Genomic DNA, 16,799 nt, shown 5'->3' with positions numbered 1-16,799 from the left:
ACCCAGCAAACCCGACGATCCCAGGGCACTCCCCGATCCGCGCTCGAATCCCGTCCCGGCGCCCGTGAAGATCGCAACCATCCGTTCCCCCAAACATCAACCCGGACAGCACGACACGCCGCCTCTTCACATCCAAATCGGAGGAATCTCGCGATCGTTTAGCCTCGGCCCTAAAAAATTCCGGGCCCCAGGGATTCCGCGCACATCGGCGCCCCCCGGAAAGCCATGGTCGAATCTGCTGGAAGACACTCATTTGCCGTAAATTGAACAGCAAGCGATCTCCTTCGCCCGAGCATGCAGGTTCATTTCCCTCGCCCTATCAGGTACTTTCCACGGATGTGTAGAAATTGTGACAGAAATACGCCATTCAGAGAAAGGACAACTGCCATAGACTGCCCTACGACACCAAAATGGTCGCAAGACTCAGACGATTATAGCTTCCACTTCTCGGAATAACCCGGATACTGCACCACGGATGCGTATTGGGGGATTCGCATGTTCCGCTCGATCATTTGCCTTTTACTGACGCTGCTCGCGATTGAGCCTGCCTGGGGTCAGCCTCTTCAGACATTCACATCGAATTCCGGCGCGATTGCCTTTCGCTATCCCCAAGGGTGGAATGTGATCGCGACGGATCGTCAGCCAAGCCGCTATATTGAAAACTATGCGGTGCAACCGGCCGGACAGGACTTCACCGGCCGGCCGGGGCAAGTGGTCGTTCGGATCTTCGATCCGATGTATGTCGTCGAGGAGGCACGCGTTCGATTGCCGGCGTCGCCGGACGTGCTGTTCCAGCGTTTTGTCCAGGCCATGCCGGGCGGAAGCGGCGCGACCTTCGACCGGCGCACCTATGGCGGCGTGACCTATCTCTTCGCGAGCGACACGAGCAACGGGTTCGAAACCGACTATGCGGCGGTTTCGGTGGGCGGATACCTCAACGTGGCGGGCATGGCGGCGAGCCTGCGCGACGCACCGGGACGGCTCCCGCTGCTGTTTCAGACGGTCGCTTCGATGAGCATGCCCTGGCCGAGCCGTCCGCTTGATGGCGCCGGCGCGGCGGTGAAGAACTGGTATCGCGTCCTGCGTCTTGGCGACTCCCGCGCACTCCCTCCGCTCGCCTGCAGCCAGGCACAGATGTCGATGTTGCTCATGTCGTTTGCGAGCCCCGGATCCATGGATCTGGTCGCGCGCGCATCCTATGGGTTCGACTTTTCCGGCTTGCGCTTTCAGACGGTCGCCTCGGGTGCACGAGGCTCGGTCGTTCGCGTCGGAGGCAATATCGCGGCGGCCAATGGCAGCGTGACACCGATCTATCAGAACGGACGGATCCTGGGCGGCTCGAACAGCCTGTTCGTGAAGCTGGAAAATGGCGCCTGGAAAGTGTGCGGGCCGGTTCGCGGTGGCTATCGCTGAGCACCGCGACCAAGATATTCGCAACGCTCGGGGCCACGCCGGCGGCAGGAGCAACCGCGGCCTCTCATGCGAATTCTGACGGGAATCCCGACGGCGCCATTGCGGTTCGCAAGCGCGCCCGGCCAAGGCAGGCCGCGGGGGCGCGAAGCCGGCTCCATCCCCGTTCCGGGACAAGGCATCTCAACTGGATGACATCTCAACTGGATGACATCGCGCCGCGATATACCGGTTCCTCGAGTGCGCGTCCGGCGCCGGTCGCCACGCACATCAACGCATTTTCCGCGACCATGACGGGCAATCCGGTCGCCTTCGACAGCACATCGTCCAGATGCGCGAGCAGGCTGCCCCCTCCGGTCATCACGATGCCCTGATCATAGATGTCGGCGGCCAGTTCGGGCTCGGTCTTCTCCAGCGCGCTATGCACTGCCTCGACGATCTGCGCGGTAAGCTCCGCGAGCGCATGTGCGATCTCGGCCTGGTTGACCTCCACTTCCGAGGGCATGCCCTTGACCAGGTCTCGACCCCTGACTTTCCGGACAAGGCCGATCCCGTCTTCCGGAACCTGGGCGGTGCCGATCTCGACCTTGATATGCTCGGCGGTGGCTTCGCCGATCATGAGATTGTGCTTTCGACGGATGGACGACGCGATCGCCTCGTCCATCCGGTCGCCGCCGACGCGGACCGAGGCGCTGTACGCAAGGCCGTTGAGCGAAAGGACGGCGACCTCGGTGGTGCCTCCGCCGATATCCACCACCATGGCACCGACAGGTTCGGTGACGGGCAGGCCCGCGCCGATGGCCGCGGCCATGGATTCCTCGATGAGATAGACCTTGCGGGCACCGGCATTGGTGCCCGCCTGCTGGATCGCGCGCCGTTCGACCTGAGTCGCGCTGCTGGGGATGCTGATCGCGACTTCGGGGCGGCGGCCGAGCCGCCTCGTACCGCCGCGTACCTTGTCGATGAAATATTTGATCATCCGCTCGGCGACTTCCAGATCGGCGATCACGCCGTCGCGCATCGGCCGGATCGTGCGGACGTTGTCGGGGGTCTTCCCAAGCATCAGCTTCGCTTCCGCGCCGACAGCGCGCACCCGGGAAATGCCGCCGACCGTTTCCATGGCCACCACCGACGGCTCGCTGAGCACGATGCCGCGGTCCTTCAGATAGATGACGGTGTTCACGGTGCCGAGGTCGATCGCGAGATCGTACGAGCCACCTGGAATTAGACGAGGAAATCGCATCAAGTTCAATCTGTTGGAATCGCTTGCGCTTCGCGGGTTCACGGGTGGCGATATCGATTGCGTGGGGCCCCTGCGGTGGGTCCGCGCCCAGCCAGGGTCAAGCCATTAGCGGCTGAACGACCGCTCCGGGCGCCGATGCGAGCCGCTCCCCAGTCTCGCGCCGCTTCCATTGTGCACCCGGGCCGGCCGGATCCCCGCCTCCGGCACGGATCAGGCCCGGCCGATGGCAGCTTCCGCCAAGGGCGCGCACGCGGCGGGCCGACACGTCACGGTGCATCGTCCCGATGGGTGCGGGAGCGTGTTTCAGGCCGCCCGGCTGACGGCGGACCGCAACGCCGCATAGGCCTGGAACAGCTCGGCAAAGTGCATGTCCATCGTCCGCGGCGCCTCTTCAAGGGCGCGGGGCGCGACGGAGGAGCGGCCTGCGACGAAGGCGAGGATCGCATCGCGCAGCGCCTGCACGTCGCCCGCGCGGTATCTCCGGCTCGGCGCGCGGTCGGCATGGTCGGCGGCGCCGCCGCGATCGGGCACGATCACCGGCAGCCCGCTCGCCCGCGCCTCGGCGGCGACCATGCAGAAGGTCTCGGCCTCGCAGCCATGGACCAGCGCATCCGCGCTCGCCATCAATCGCGCGAGGGCGGCGCGGTCGGCGAGCGGCCCCGGGATCCGGATATGCGGGGAACCGCCCGCGCGGGCCACCAGCCGCCCCTGCAGCCGCCCCTCGCCCACCAGCAGCAGCGCGATCGGATGCAGCGTGCCCGCGGAAAGGGCAGCGTCGATCACCATGCCCCAGCGTTTCTCGGCCGCGTGGCGGCCGATTCCCACCAGCAGCGTGGCGGAGGGATCGAGGTCGCATTCGGCAAGCAGCGCGGCGCGATAGTGCGGGTCCCGATGCCAGGGCGCGAATATGCCGGGCTCGACGCCCATGGGAATGGTGACCACGCCGGGCATCCCGCCACCGCTCAGCCGCGCCGCGAACTCCCCGCTGGCGCTGACGACCAGGTCATAGGCCTCGCCCAGCCGGCGCAAATGCCGCCAGAAGAAGTCGAACCCGCGATCGATCGTCTCGATGCTCGCGACCGGCCCGAACCAGCGATAGGCATAGGCGGAGAGCGGGTCGGCGTGCATGACCAGCGCGCGCGGCGCGGCGCCGTCCCAGCGCGCCACCATCGAGGCGCTGCCCCAGGGTGAGGATGCCTCGACGAAATCGGGGCGCCAACGATCCAGGGCGCGATGGAGCGTCTTCTCATTGTCGAAGTAGCGATAGCGCCGATCGAGCGGAAACGGCGGGGACGCAAGCGTCTCGAGCACCGCGCCAGGGCCGCGCCGGATCACGGCATCGTGCTTGCCCGGCGCCAGCACGATGATCTCATGGCCCAGCGCCGCCGCCGCCGCCAGCTTCCGATCGACATAGGCACGCACGCCCCCGCCCTTGGGCGCGTAGAAGGCGCTGACATCGACGATCCTCATCTTGCACCAACTGCGCCGCAGGTGCGATTCGAGCCTGATTGCCGCAGGACAGGCATGAACTTCGCTCGCTTCTCCATCATTCGAAGCAAGGACGCCGCCGATTACGCTGCACCGCAGTAGGGCGCGAACTTTTTGTCTTCCGTCCCCGCTTGCCCGGCGGGGGGACATCGGGCAAAGCCCGCGATCGGAAGGAGTCGACCGATCCATTCTCCTGCTTCCGGGCTAACGCAGCTTTACCAGGAACTGCGCGGCGAATTGCTGCGCTTCCTCGTCGCGCGTACCGGCAATCCGGTCGAAGCCGAAGACCTGCTCCAGGAACTGTGGCTGCGCACCCGCGAGGCGCCCCCCGGCCCGATCGCGAATGGCCGCGCCTATCTCTATCGCGCCGCACAGAATCTCGTGCTCGACCGCATCCGCGAGGCGCGCCGCCGCGAGGCGCGCGACAAGGACTGGAGCGACAGCCAGGCCGAGACCATTGCCGGCGACCGCGTCGATCCGCAGCCCCGGGCGCTCGATGCGATGATCGCCCGCGAAGACAATGCGGCGCTGCATGCGGCGATCGCGCGCCTGCCGGAGGGAGCGGGACGCGCGTTCCGGCTCCACAAGCTCGAAGGCCTGCCCCATGCCGAGGTGGCGGCGCGGCTGGGCATCAGCCGAAGCGGCGTCGAGAAACACATCGCCGTTGCGATGGCGCATCTGCGCCGCGCGCTGGAGAACTGAGGTGCCACCGATATGGTGGCGTCTCATACGATAACAGGGAGGCATCGGCTCGAACCGGTGCCGGGAACGGGCGATGAACGAGGATATCCACGAGGCTGCGGCGCGCTGGCACGTCGCGCAACAGCATGACGACATGAAATGGTGCGGCTTCACCTGCTGGCTGGAGGCAGATCCGCGCCATCGCCTCGCCTATGACGAGATCGCGCTGCTCGACGCGCGGATCGACGCGGCGCTCCCGGGGCCGGCGGTCCGTGGCGGAACGTCGGAGATGCCCATGCGCGGCTTCCCGCGCTGGGCCGTCGGTTCGGGCATCGCCGCCGCGGCGACGATCGCCCTTGCCCTCGGCATCGGCTTCCAGGGCGAGCAGCCCGAAGCACCGGCGGCGCGGGAATTCGCCAGTGCCGCCAGGACGACGCGCACCGTGCAGCTTGCCCATGGCGTCACCGCGTCGCTCGGCGCCGGCTCGCGGCTGTCCGAGCCCGAGGCAGGCGGGCCGATGCGGCTGCGCGGCAGCGCCTTCTTCAACATCCGCCACGATCCCGCGCGGAGCGTCGTCGTCGAGGTGGACGGGTATCGCATCCGCGACGTGGGGACCCGCTTCGCAGTCAACTCCGCCAACGGGGTGCTGAGCCTGTCCGTCGAGGAAGGTACCGTCGCGCTCCAATTGCCCGGGCAGACCTCGGAAACGCTGGTCGCGGCCGGCCAGGAGGCGATCGCCCAGGCCGGCAGGGTCACCCTGCGCCCGGCACGGGTGGCGAACATCGCGTCCTGGCGCAGCGGACGTTTCGTCTATGATCAGACCCCGCTCGCACTGGTCGCCGCCGACATCGCCCGCTACACGGGGCAGCCCGTGTCGGTTTCCGGCCCCGCTGCCCAACGCCCATTCTCGGGCGTGCTCGCGCCCGGCGACCGACAGGCAATGGTTTCCACCCTCACCCAATTGACGGGGCTGCATGCGGAGAGCGATGGTCAGACGGTCCGGTTGGTCGATCGTACTGGCGGCTAGCGCCCTGTTGCCGCCTCCCGCCCAGGCGCGGGACGAGCGTTTCGCGATTTCCCTGCCCGCCGGCAACCTGGCCGACATCCTCGAGGCGCTTTCGGCCCAGACCGGCATCTCGTTCGTCTATGACGTCCGCCTGCCCTCCGCGCGCACCCGCGCCGCACGCGGGCACATGTCCGCACGCGACGCGCTGGACCGCATATTGCAGGGCACGCCGGTGCATGCGGTGCGGATCGGTCCCCGGGCCTTCCGGATCACGGCACGCCCCCGCGCCGCGGCACGCCATTCCGCGCGGCCCGCGCCACCGGAACCGCAGGCCATCGCCACCGCCGACGAGGAAATCGTGGTCACCGCCCGCAAGCTGCCCGAGGCCCTGTCCTCGATCGCCGGGTCGATCGCAGTCTATGTGCCGCGCGATCCCGCGCGGCAGGACCGGGCGACTCGCGCCGGCGACGTGGCGCGCGGCATCGAGGGCCTGAACGTGGCCAATGGCGGCCTGGGCCGGGAAAGGTCCTTCATCCGCGGCCTTGCCGACAGCCCCTTCAACGGCTTCAGCCAATCCACGGTGAGCGTCCAGATCGACGAGGGCCGCGTGACCTACGACGCCGCCGAGCCCGGGCTCTATCTCACCGATATCGCCCGCGTTGAAGTCCTGAAGGGACCGCAGGGGCCGCTCTACGGCACCGGCGCGCTCGGCGGCGTCTATCGCATCGTGACCAATCGGCCGGTGATCGGCGCCACATCGGGTACGGCGACCATCGGAGCGCAAATGGTCGGATCGGGCGGCTTGGGCGCAAATGCCGAAGCGATGCTCAACCTGCCGCTCGTCAGCGATCTCGCGGCGCTGCGCCTGGTCGGTTATGCGCGCAGCGACGCGGGCTGGGTCGATGACGCCGACGGCCCGTCGGACGTGAATCGCACCCGCATCGCCGGCGGACGCGCCGCGCTCCGTCTCGCATCCGCGACCGGATGGACCGCCGATCTCATCGGCGCCTATCAGGTGAGCCACACCGCCGACAGCCAATATGTCGATCGCGACTATGAAGACCTGACGCGCAACATTTCCCAGCGGGAGCCGCGCCGCGGCGTCTTCGGGCTCGCCCAGGCGATCCTCTCCGGTCCGATCGGTGCGTTGCGGCTCACCGCGGTCACCAGCCATGCCTGGCAGGACCAGCATGACGTGTTCGATGCGAGCGCCGCGGCCACCCAGCTCGGCGTGCCCGGCGCACTGCGCTACCTCGACGGCCGCGCCTATCGCGTCTTCGACCAGGAAGTGCGGCTGACCTCGGCGCCCGGCAGCGCCTTCGCCTGGACCGCGGGCGTCTCCTACATCTCGGCGGTGACGCGCGCGACGGGCGCGATAGAAACGGCGACCGTCACCGTACCCGACTATTTCGCGCTCCATCGCCGGGTTACCGAGACATCCCTGTTCGCCGACGGCGCCTATCCGCTCGCCCCGCGCCTCAAGCTGGCGATCGGCATGCGCCTGTTCCGCGCCACGACCGAGGATGAGCGCCAGGAGGAGCTCGACGCGCGGAGGGTCAATCACGCGGTGATCGGCTTCACGCCCAGCACCTCGCTTTCCTATCAGCTCGCGGACGATCGCCTTCTCTATGTCCGGCTGGGCACCGCCTATCGACCGGGCGGCATCGATCCCAGCAACAGCCGGACCGGCCGCTATGTCGGGGATTCCGTCCGCAGCATCGAGGCCGGCGGCCGCGCGAGCTTCGACGGCGGCCGGCTGGACCTCAACTTTGCCGGCTTTCATGCCGTCTGGCACAATATCCAGTCGGACTATCTCGAGCCCGCGGGCCTGGTCGCCACCCACAATGCCGGCGACGCGACGATATTCGGCGTGGAAGGAAGTGCGACCTGGCGCCCGGGCGGGGGCTGGCAATTGCGCGGCGGCTTCACCATCCAACGCCCAAGGCTGACAAACGCGGCGGACGGCACGCGCCTGCCCAGGGATCGTCGCCTGCCTGTCGTCCCCGACCTTGCCGGCGACTTTGCGATCGCGCGCACCATCCGTCTGTTCGGGCACGAGGTCACGCCCTATGCCGCATTCAACTATGTCGGCGCCTCGCGGCTGAGCTTCGACGACGGCCTGGATCGCGGCATGGGCGACTATGCGCTGGCACGCGCCGGCGCGACGACGATGATCGGGCCCTTCACCCTGGCACTCGACGTCGACAATCTGCTCGACGCGCGCGCGGACAGCTTCGCCTATGGCAATCCCTTCTCGATCCACAGCGAACACCAGTACACGCCGCTTCGGCCGCGCACCTTTTCGCTTTCCCTTTCCCGCAGTTTCTGACGAAAAAAATCGCGGCATGGCTGTGGCGCCGGCCCGCGGCGGCGTCTTGCCCATGTGACCCGAACCGGAACAACACCGCCCCGCCGGCTCCTCGCCTCGATCCATGACGTGTCGCCGCGCCACGAGCCGGCGATCGATCGGCTGGTCGAGGAGCTTGCTTCGGCAGGCGTGGAGCGTCCGGCCATGCTCGTGGTGCCCGATTTCTGGCGGGAGGCGGAAATCCGGCCCGGTTCGCCCTTTGCGGCCCGCCTGCGCCGCTGGGCCGAGGATGGGGTGGAGATGTTTCTCCACGGCTACAGCCATCGGGACGAGGCCGAGCATGCTTCCTGGCAGGATCGCGTCAAGGCGAGCCGCATGACGGCGGGCGAAGGGGAATTTCTCGGTCTGGATGCCGAAGAGGCCGAGCGCCGCATCCGTGCCGGCCGGACCCTGATCGAGGACATCACCGGCCGCCCCATTGCCGGCTTCATCGCACCGGCCTGGCTCTACGGCGATGGTGCGCATAGCGCCATGAAGAGGCTCGGCATCGCACTAGCCGAAGACCATATGCGGGTCTGGGCGCCGGATACCGGGCGCATATTCCTCAAGTCTCCGGTGATCACATGGGCAACGCGCACGCGCGCGCGCATGCTCTCGTCGCTCGCCGTCGCCAGCGTCGCCAGGACGATCCCGCTGCCCCGGGTGGTTCGGCTCGGCGTGCATCCGGGCGACGTGACGGTGCCGGCGACGCTTTCGAGCATTCGGCGGACCGTGGCGAAGATCGCACGGACCCATGTCCCCAGCCAGTATCGCGACATGGTCGGAGACCTTGCGTGCGCGTCCTGACGTTTCTGCACAGCTTCGAACCGGGCGGTGTGGAGCGAGTCGCGCTGCGCCTCGTCCGGCACTGGCGCGCGATGGGCGTGGAGGCGCCGCTTTTCCTGGGCCGCGAGGATGGGGCGCTTCGCGCTGAACTGGCCGACGGCCTGACCTATACCACGCCGTCCCAGCCTTCGATCGGCACCGCCTGGTGGGAAACCCTCTGGATGATCGCAAGGCTGCCCGCCGAGATACGCCGGACACGCCCGGACGTGCTGTTCGTCTCCGGGAGCACCTATACCATCGTTGCGGCCGCGATGCGGCTGCGCTTCGGCAAGCGCTGCCCGGCAATCGTCGTGAAGATCAGCAACGACCTGGCCCGGCGCGACCTGCAGCCGACGGGGCGTTTCTTCTGGCGGCTCTGGCTGGGCATGCAGGCGCGCTTCGCATGGGCCTGGGTGATCATGGACGAGGCGATCGCCAAGGACCTGCCACCGGGCATGCGGGGGACCTTTCGGGTGGTTCACGACCCGGCGATCGAGGAATCCCGGATCCGTGCGCCGGCGCCGCGCCGCACCGGCGCCCCCCGCCGGTTCGTCGCGATCGGGCGCCTGGCGCCGCAAAAGGATTATCCGTTGATGCTCCGCGCCTTCGCGCACGGCGCCTGCGCCGACGAGACGCTGACGATCTATGGCGACGGCCCGGATCGTGCGGCGCTGAAGGCGCTGGCGGCCATTCTCGGCGTCGCGGAGCGCGTCGATTTCGCCGGCCACGTATCCGACGCCGCGTCGCAGCTGCCGGGTTTCGACACCCTGCTCCTCTCCTCCCGCTATGAAGGCGTCCCCGCTGTCCTGATCGAGGCGCTGGCAGCCGGACTCTCGGTGATCTCAACCGACAGCGGCGCGGGGGTGCGCAGCGTGCTCGGCGATGGCCGTCACGGCATGATCGTGGCGCGCAACGAAGCCGCGTTCGCCGCCGCGATCGCGGACGCGGACTCCGCGCCGGCGCCGCATGCCAGCCGAGGGGAGCATGTACGCCGCTTCACCATCGAGCAGTCCGCCGGAATCTATCTCGATACCTTTGTCGCCGCCGCACGCGGCGAGGCGCACACGACCTCCGCCCCATCTCAAATCGACGAGTTCGCATGGCCAGTTCCGCCAGCCAGATGAACGCGCGCGCCGATCAGGCCGCGCTGCTTTTCCCCCCTACGCCGCCCGTCCGCGAGTGGCTGCTGACGCTTGCAGGCCTCGGCCTCTCGGCGGCGATCCTGCTCGCCGTCCTGGTGCAGCTCGGCGGGATCGATACTTCGCGCTTCGCCGCCGCGCCCGCCAATCCCTGGTTCTGGCTCTGCTTCGCGCTTTTCTACGCGCTGGGCCCGGCGATGGAGTGGCTGATCCTCCATCGGCTGTGGAAACTGCGCGCCGCTGCCCTGCCGGCCCTGTTCCGCAAGCAGGTCGCGAACGAGATCGTCTTCGGCTATTCGGGCGACGCGCAATTCTATCTCTGGGCGCGGCAGCACCAGCCGCTCAAGGGTTCCGTATTCGGCACGCTGCGCGATGTCGCCGTCCTCTCCGCGCTTGCCGGCAATCTCGCCACGCTCGCGATGATGGTGATCAACGCTCCCCTGCTCTATGCGATCGCCGGCGGCACGCTTCTCAACAGCTTCGCGGCATCCGTCGCCGTCATCATCCTCTCCTCGCTCGGGATCCTGGTGATGCGGCGGTTCGTCTCGCTGCTCACCCTTTCGCGGCGCGATCTGATCGTCACATTCTGCCTGCACAGCCTCAGGATCATATTGAGCCTGGTGTTTACGGCATTGCTCTGGAAGCTGTTGCTGCCCGGTCTTTCGCCCATGATCCTCATCGCGGTGGCGACGCTGCGCATGATGGTCCACCGCCTGCCGCTGGTGCCGGCCCGCGACGCGCTGCTGGCGCCGCTGGTCCTCGCATTGCTGGGGCCGGGCTCCGGCCTTGCGGCGGCCACCATGCTGGTCGCGGCGCTGACGCTGGTCACGCACCTGGCGGTGGGCGCGCTCACATCGATCGCCTCGTTCCTGCCCGCCTCCCGGTCTTCTCTCTGACGTCCGTTCGGCGGGCGTCTCCGGGGGCAGCGCGACCTTCGCATCTCGTATAGTTCCGGCGGAAACCCGCGAAGCTGCCGGCCGCTAGACCCGCGACCACGAATTCCACGTGAAGGGTTGCCGGATGCTTCTCGAACTTGCGCGCCAGACGCCGGCCGGTGCGCGGCAGCGTTTCGGAGAGCTCCCGCGCGCCCGGCCGCGCGACGCTGCCATGCGGATCGCCCTGCGTGGCGCCGCGCCGTGCCTGGCCCTGCTGGCTCTCTCCGCCTGCGGCGGCCCGTCCGATACCCATGCCGCGATCAAGCCGGCGAAGGTCGATCCCGTCGCGCACGAATCCGAGCTGATGCGGATCACGCTCACGCCCGAGGCGGAGCGCCGGCTGGGCATTGCCGTCGCGACGGCCAGCCTCGCGCCCGCGCAGGACAGGGTGGCGACGCATGGCGAAGTGGTCGTCCCCCCCGCCGCGCGCGGAGGGGTCCCGATCACCACCGCGACCGATCTGATGACGCTCGCCGCCAGCCAGGCGCGCGCCGATGGCGACATCGCCCGCGCCGCCGCCCAGGCACGGGTGGCGCACGTCAATGCGCAACGCGCCGATGCCCTGGTCCGGGAGGAAGCGGGCAGCGTCAGGGCGCGCGACGACGCGCTCGCCACCGCCGCAGTCGCCCAGGCCGATCTGGCAGCCGCCCGCGCGCAGCGCCACCTGCTCGGCGCGCCGGTCGCGTCGCTCGGGCGCCAGGACATCCTGTGGGTGCGCGTGCCCGTGCTGGCTGCGGACGTGACGCGCATCGATCGCGGCGCACCCGCCGCCATCCGGCCGCTGGGCGGAGGGGCCGGAACCCTGTCGGGGCGCCCCGTGGCCGCGCCGCCTTCTTCGAACGTCGCCGCCGGCAGCATCGATCTCTATTATGCGATCCCGAACACGCATGCGCTCGGCATCGGCCAGCGTGTCGCCGTCGCGCTGCCGGCAGCGGGCGACGGCGCGCAAGGCCTCACCATCCCCGCGTCCGCGATCCTGCACGACGCCTATGGCGGCGAATGGGTCTATGTGCGGACCGCGCCGCGCACGTTCGAGCGACGGCGCGTCCAGCTTGCCGGGATCAGCGGGGGCACGGCCATGCTCGCCATGGGCCTCAAGCCCGGCGACCAGGCCGTGACCGCCGGCGCCGCCGAGCTGTTCGGCACCGAATTCGGCGCGAAGTGAGGGCCCGGTCGTGCTGAACTGGCTCATCGCCGCCGCGCTCAGGCAGCGCGTGCTCGTCATCGCGCTGGCGCTCGTCCTGGTCTTCTTCGGCGTCCGCGCCAGCCAGGACGTGCCGCTCGACGTATTCCCCGAATTCGCGCCGCCGATGGTCGAGGTGCAGACCGAGGCCCCCGGCCTGTCGACCGAGGAGGTCGAAGCCCTCGTCACCACGCCGCTCGAATTCGCAGTGAACGGCACGCCGGGTCTCAATACCCTGCGTTCGAAATCGGTACTCGGCCTGTCCTCCGTGCAGCTGATCTTCCAGGAGGGCACCGATGTGGTCCGCGCCCGCCAGCTGGTGCAGGAACGCGTCGCGATCGCCGCGCCGCGCCTGCCCGCGAACGTCCGCCCGCCGACGATGCTGCCGCCGCTTTCGGCGACCAGCCGGGCGATGAAGATCGGGCTCACGTCTTCCCGGCTGAGCCAGATCCAGCTCTCCGAACTGGTGCGCTGGACGATCCGGCCCAAGCTGATGGGCGTTCCGGGCGTCGCCAATGTCGCCGTCTGGGGGCAGCGGGATCGCCAGCTCCAGGTGCTCGTCGATCCGAACCGGCTGCAGCAGATGGGCGTGACCATGGCCGAGGTGCAGAAGGCCGCGGGCGACGCCGCGGTAACGCTGGGCGGCGGGTTCGTCGACACGCCCAATCAGCGCCTCGCGGTGCGCCATCTCTCGCCGATCGCCGGCGCCGACGATCTGGGCAATACGGTGATCAGGCTCGCCGGTACCGCCCCCGTCCGGCTCCGCGACGTCGCCACGGTGGTCGAAGGCCATGCCGCACCCATCGGCAGCGCGATCATCAACGATGGATCGGGCATCCTGCTGATCGTCGAGAAGCAGCAGGGCGGCAACACGCTGGCGGTGACGCGGGGCGTCGAGGCCGCGCTGAAGGAACTGCGCCCCGGGCTCAAGGATGTCCAGATCGATTCGACGATCTTCCGCCCGGCCACCTTCATCGAGCGCTCGATCGGAAACCTCACCGAAGCGCTGTGGATCGGCTGCATCCTCGTCGCGGCAGTGCTGATCCTGTTCACCCGCGACTGGCGCTCGGCGGCCATCAGCCTGACCGCGATTCCCCTCTCGCTGCTCGGCGCCGCGCTCGTCCTCGCCAAATCGGGGATGAGCATCAACACGATGGTGATCGCCGGCCTGGTGATCGCGCTGGGCGAGATCGTCGACGACGCGATCATCGATGTCGAGAATATCGGGCGGAGGCTGCGATTGAACCGCGAGGCCGGATCGCCCCGCACGCCCTTCGCGGTGGTGCTCTCCGCTTCGCTCGAAGTGCGGACCGCGGTGGTGTTCGCCAGCCTGATCGTCATGCTGGTGTTCCTGCCGATCTTCTTCCTCGACGGCGTGTCGGGGACCTTCTTCCGCCCGCTCGCCACTGCCTATGTCCTCGCGATCGGCTGCTCGCTGCTGGTAGCGCTCACCGTTACCCCGGCGCTCTGCCTGATGCTGCTGCCCAACGGCACGCAGGTCCATCGCGAGACCCGCCTGGTCGCCCGCCTGAAGGCCGCCTATCGCCGCTTCCTGCCCGTCGCCATCGCCCGGCCGGGCGCAGCGATCGGCGTCGTCGCGGGCGGGCTGTTGCTCGCGGGGATCGGCTATGCCGGGTTCAAGGACCAGTTCCTCCCCAATTTCCGCGAAACCGACTTCCTGATGCACTTCGTCGAGAAGCCGGGCACTTCGGTGGAGGCGATGGAGCGGATCACCATCCGCGCCTCGAAAGAACTCCGCGCGATCCCCGGCGTGCGCAATTTCGGCGCCCATATCGGCCGCGCCGAGGCGGGCGACGAAGTCTATGGCCCCAACTTCACCGAGCTGTGGATCAGCCTCGACGAGAAGGCCGATTATGACGGTTCGGTCCGGAAGATCCAGGAAGCGATCGACGGCTATCCCGGCCTCTATCGCGACGTGCTCACCTATCTGCGCGAACGCATCAAGGAAGTGCTGAGCGGCGCGGGCGCCAGCATCGTCGTGCGCGTCTACGGCCCCGACATGGCGACGCTCCGCCAGACCGCCGACCGGCTCAAGAAGGAACTGGAGGGCATTCCGGGCACCGGCGAGCTCAAGGTGGAGATGCAGACCGCGATCCCGCAGATCCAGGTGCGTCCGCGCCCGGCCGACCTGGCCGCCTATGGCCTGACGACCGGCGATGTCCGCCGCACCGCGGCAACCCTGATCCAGGGGAGCAAGGCCGGCGAGCTCTACGAGGGCAACCGCTCGACCGACGTGGTGGTATGGGGCGTTCCCGCGGCACGGGCAGACCTGCGATCGATCCGCGATGCGCTGATCCAGCTGCCCGGCGGCACCGCCGTTCGCCTGTCGCAAGTTGCCGATGTGCTGGTCATGCCCGCGGCGAACGAGATCAAGCGCGAGAATGGCTCGCGCCGCATCGACGTGACGATGAACGTGTCGGGATCGGACCTGGGCGCGGTCGCCCGCGCGGTGCAGGCCAAGGTAGACGGCTTCACGTTCGGCACCGGCTATCATCCCGAAGTGATCGGCGAGTTCGAGGCGCTGCAGAAATCGCGCCGGCAGCTGGCGACGCTGGGCGCGCTCTGCCTGATCGGCATCCTGCTGCTCGTCTGGCTCGAGTTCCGCTCGTTCCGGGTGACCGCGCTGGTCGGCATCAGCCTGCCCTTCGCCCTGGTGGGCGGCGTGGTCGCGGTGTTGCTGTCGGGCGGCGTCCTGTCGCTCGGTTCGCTGGTCGGCTTCGTCACGGTGCTCGGAATCTCGGCGCGCAACGGCATCATGCTGATCAGCCATTATCGCCACCTCGAGAACGAGGAAGGCGAGGCATGGGGCCCCGAACTGCTGCTGCGGGGTGCCGAGGAGCGGCTGGTGCCGATCCTGATGACTGCCTCGTGCGCCGCGCTGGCACTGCTGCCGCTGGTCGTGCGCGGCGACGCGCCGGGGCACGAGATCGAGCATCCCATGGCACTCGTCATCCTGGGCGGCCTGGTCAGCTCGACCGTGCTCAACCTGCTGCTGATGCCGTCGCTGTACGGGCGCTTCGGCCGGGAACGGCGCGAACCCCGCGACGCGCAGGGCGCGGCACTCGAAGAAAAGGTTGTTCCGGCATGAATATCCGTTTCCCGCAGGTTGCGCTTGCCGGTGCGCTGGCGCTGACGACGGGCTGTGCGGTCGGGCCGCGGCATGTCGCTCCCGTTGCGCCGCTTCCCGCACAGGGGGGATTTCTCGGCGCTTCGGAGGCGGGGATCGCCTCGGCCCCGGTGCCCGATGACTGGTGGCGACTGTTCGACGACCCGGCGCTCGACGCGCATGTCGGGCGGGCACTGGCCGCCAATGCCGATATCCGGGTGGCACTCGGCAATCTCGAAGTGGCGCGCGCCGCGGTGCGCGGTGCCCGGGCGGCGCAGCTTCCGAACACCATGCTCGAAAGCGGTGCCGGCCCCAGCCCCGCACAACGACAACCGAGCACCGGCGCCGTGCCGAAATCCAGCTACGACCTCGCCGCGACCATTGCCTATGAAGTCGATCTGTTCGGCCGGCTGCGGGCGACCGCCGAGGCCGCCCGCGCCGATCTTCAGGCGAGCGAAGCCGCGCGCGACACGGTGCGCGTCGCCGTCGCCGCCGATACGGCTGCCGCCTATGCAGCGGCGTGCGGCGCCGTTGCGGGGAAGCGGATCGCCGAGGCACAGCTTGCAGCGCAACAAAAGGGCTACGACCTGATTGCGCGCCAGCTCGACGCGGGCGAAGCCTCCCCCTTCGAACTCGCCCAGTCGAAGACCCTGCTCGAGCGCACCCGCGCGGCATTGCCGGCATTCGATGCAGACCGCGCGCGCGCCCTGTTCCAGCTTGCCACGCTCGAGGGGCTGCCGCCGAAGGAGGCGGCACGTCTCGCGCTGCCCTGCACGGCCGCACCGACCGCGCGCCGGGCCCTGCCGGTGGGCGACGGCAATGCCCTGCTGGCCCGGCGCCCGGACATTCGCGAGGCCGAGCGCAAGCTCGCGGCAGCCACCGCGCGGATCGGCGTCGCCACCGCCGATCTCTATCCCCGTTTTCAGCTGGGCGGATCGGCCGGCCTGCTCGGCGGCGATTTCACCGGCTTCCTCACGCCGCTGATCAGCTGGGCCTTCCCCAACCAGAGCGCCGCGCGTGCCAGGATCGCCGCAGCCAGGGGAACCCAGGAAGCCGCCCTGGCCAGCTGGGATGTCGCGGTGCTGCGCGCGCTGCGCGAAGTCGAGACCATGCTTGCCGACTATCAGGCGGAGAAGCGGCGCAATGTCGAACTGCGCGGCGCGCTCGCGGAAGCCGGGAAGGTCGTGACCCGCGCCGGAGCGCGCTTCCGCCTGGGCGCCGACAGCTATCTGCAAGTCGTCGATGCCGAACGCACCCGCAACGACGTCGAGGCCCTGCTGGCCGCGTCGAACCTCAGGATCGCCCTGACCCAGGTCGCGCTGTTCCGGGCGCTCGGCGGCGGTTGGGCTTCACAGCCCGATACGGCATCCACTAGGGGAGAAGCGCTTCCCGTCGGCAGCAGATAGAGTCGCACG

At 68.8% G+C, this 16,799-nt stretch carries 12 protein-coding genes; 10 read left to right on the top strand and 2 right to left on the bottom strand.

The features are described 5' to 3' along the window. The first annotated feature begins 495 nt into the window (after nucleotides 1-495). On the top strand, nucleotides 496-1,413 hold the full coding sequence (locus tag BGP17_RS06380) for a hypothetical protein (RefSeq protein ID WP_286711399.1): 918 nt from the start codon (nucleotides 496-498) through the stop codon (nucleotides 1,411-1,413). Nucleotides 1,414-1,609: 196 nt separating this feature from the next. Here BGP17_RS06380 and BGP17_RS06375 read toward each other — a convergent pair whose 3' ends face one another. Next, nucleotides 1,610-2,656 (bottom strand): rod shape-determining protein, encoded by a 1,047-nt coding sequence (locus BGP17_RS06375; RefSeq protein ID WP_422051131.1) that lies wholly within the window; start codon nucleotides 2,654-2,656, stop codon nucleotides 1,610-1,612. A gap of 300 nt (nucleotides 2,657-2,956) precedes the next feature. After that, on the bottom strand, nucleotides 2,957-4,123 hold the full coding sequence (locus tag BGP17_RS06370; RefSeq protein ID WP_167298584.1) for a glycosyltransferase: 1,167 nt from the start codon (nucleotides 4,121-4,123) through the stop codon (nucleotides 2,957-2,959). A 183-nt stretch (nucleotides 4,124-4,306) separates the two neighbouring features. Here BGP17_RS06370 and BGP17_RS06365 point away from each other — a divergent pair, with 183 nt between their 5' ends. The 9 genes from BGP17_RS06365 (at nucleotide 4,307) to BGP17_RS06325 (ending at nucleotide 16,790) form a co-directional block, all read left to right on the top strand. After that, entirely contained in the window at nucleotides 4,307-4,843 is a 537-nt protein-coding gene (locus BGP17_RS06365; RefSeq protein WP_341786429.1) for an RNA polymerase sigma factor, read from the top strand. Between the two features lie 73 nt (nucleotides 4,844-4,916). Beyond that, on the top strand, nucleotides 4,917-5,849 hold the full coding sequence (locus BGP17_RS06360; RefSeq protein ID WP_286711398.1) for a FecR family protein: 933 nt from the start codon (nucleotides 4,917-4,919) through the stop codon (nucleotides 5,847-5,849). A 7-nt stretch (nucleotides 5,850-5,856) separates the two neighbouring features. Further along, entirely contained in the window at nucleotides 5,857-8,157 is a 2,301-nt protein-coding gene (locus BGP17_RS06355; protein WP_286711397.1) for a TonB-dependent receptor, read from the top strand. Nucleotides 8,158-8,211: 54 nt separating this feature from the next. After that, complete coding sequence (locus BGP17_RS06350; RefSeq protein WP_286711396.1) at nucleotides 8,212-8,982, top strand: DUF2334 domain-containing protein; 771 nt, start codon at nucleotides 8,212-8,214, stop codon at nucleotides 8,980-8,982. Then, on the top strand, nucleotides 8,970-10,124 hold the full coding sequence (locus tag BGP17_RS06345) for a glycosyltransferase (protein WP_286711395.1): 1,155 nt from the start codon (nucleotides 8,970-8,972) through the stop codon (nucleotides 10,122-10,124). Before BGP17_RS06350 ends, BGP17_RS06345 begins: the two co-directional genes overlap by 13 nt. Continuing rightward, nucleotides 10,100-11,035 carry a hypothetical protein gene (locus BGP17_RS06340; protein ID WP_286711394.1) on the top strand — a complete coding sequence of 312 codons (936 nt, stop codon included), beginning with the start codon at nucleotides 10,100-10,102 and terminating at the stop codon, nucleotides 11,033-11,035. The genes BGP17_RS06345 and BGP17_RS06340 overlap by 25 nt, the downstream gene beginning before the upstream one ends. Before the next feature lie 124 nt (nucleotides 11,036-11,159). Further along, entirely contained in the window at nucleotides 11,160-12,239 is a 1,080-nt protein-coding gene (locus BGP17_RS06335; RefSeq protein WP_286711393.1) for an efflux RND transporter periplasmic adaptor subunit, read from the top strand. Between the two features lie 10 nt (nucleotides 12,240-12,249). After that, a complete protein-coding gene (locus BGP17_RS06330; protein ID WP_286711392.1) occupies nucleotides 12,250-15,366 on the top strand; it encodes an efflux RND transporter permease subunit in 3,117 nt (1,038 codons plus the stop codon). After that, nucleotides 15,363-16,790 carry an efflux transporter outer membrane subunit gene (locus BGP17_RS06325; protein WP_286711391.1) on the top strand — a complete coding sequence of 476 codons (1,428 nt, stop codon included), beginning with the start codon at nucleotides 15,363-15,365 and terminating at the stop codon, nucleotides 16,788-16,790. Before BGP17_RS06330 ends, BGP17_RS06325 begins: the two co-directional genes overlap by 4 nt. Nucleotides 16,791-16,799: the final 9 nt, after the last annotated feature.

Origin of the sequence: Sphingomonas sp. 67-41 (genome assembly GCF_001899725.1) — a bacterium.
Classification (GTDB): Bacteria; Pseudomonadota; Alphaproteobacteria; order Sphingomonadales; family Sphingomonadaceae; genus Sphingomonas; species Sphingomonas leidyi.
Note: the sequence above shows the minus strand (reverse complement) of the source record. Positions and strands in the feature narration are given on the sequence as shown.

Coding starts and splice junctions, on each gene's coding strand:
- BGP17_RS06380 (WP_286711399.1), top strand. CDS start 496: ATGTTCCGCTCGATCATTTGCCTTTTACTGACGCTGCTCGCGATTGAG.
- BGP17_RS06370 (WP_167298584.1), bottom strand. CDS start 4,123: ATGAGGATCGTCGATGTCAGCGCCTTCTACGCGCCCAAGGGCGGGGGC.
- BGP17_RS06360 (WP_286711398.1), top strand. CDS start 4,917: ATGAACGAGGATATCCACGAGGCTGCGGCGCGCTGGCACGTCGCGCAA.
- BGP17_RS06340 (WP_286711394.1), top strand. CDS start 10,100: ATGGCCAGTTCCGCCAGCCAGATGAACGCGCGCGCCGATCAGGCCGCG.
- BGP17_RS06335 (WP_286711393.1), top strand. CDS start 11,160: ATGCTTCTCGAACTTGCGCGCCAGACGCCGGCCGGTGCGCGGCAGCGT.
- BGP17_RS06325 (WP_286711391.1), top strand. CDS start 15,363: ATGAATATCCGTTTCCCGCAGGTTGCGCTTGCCGGTGCGCTGGCGCTG.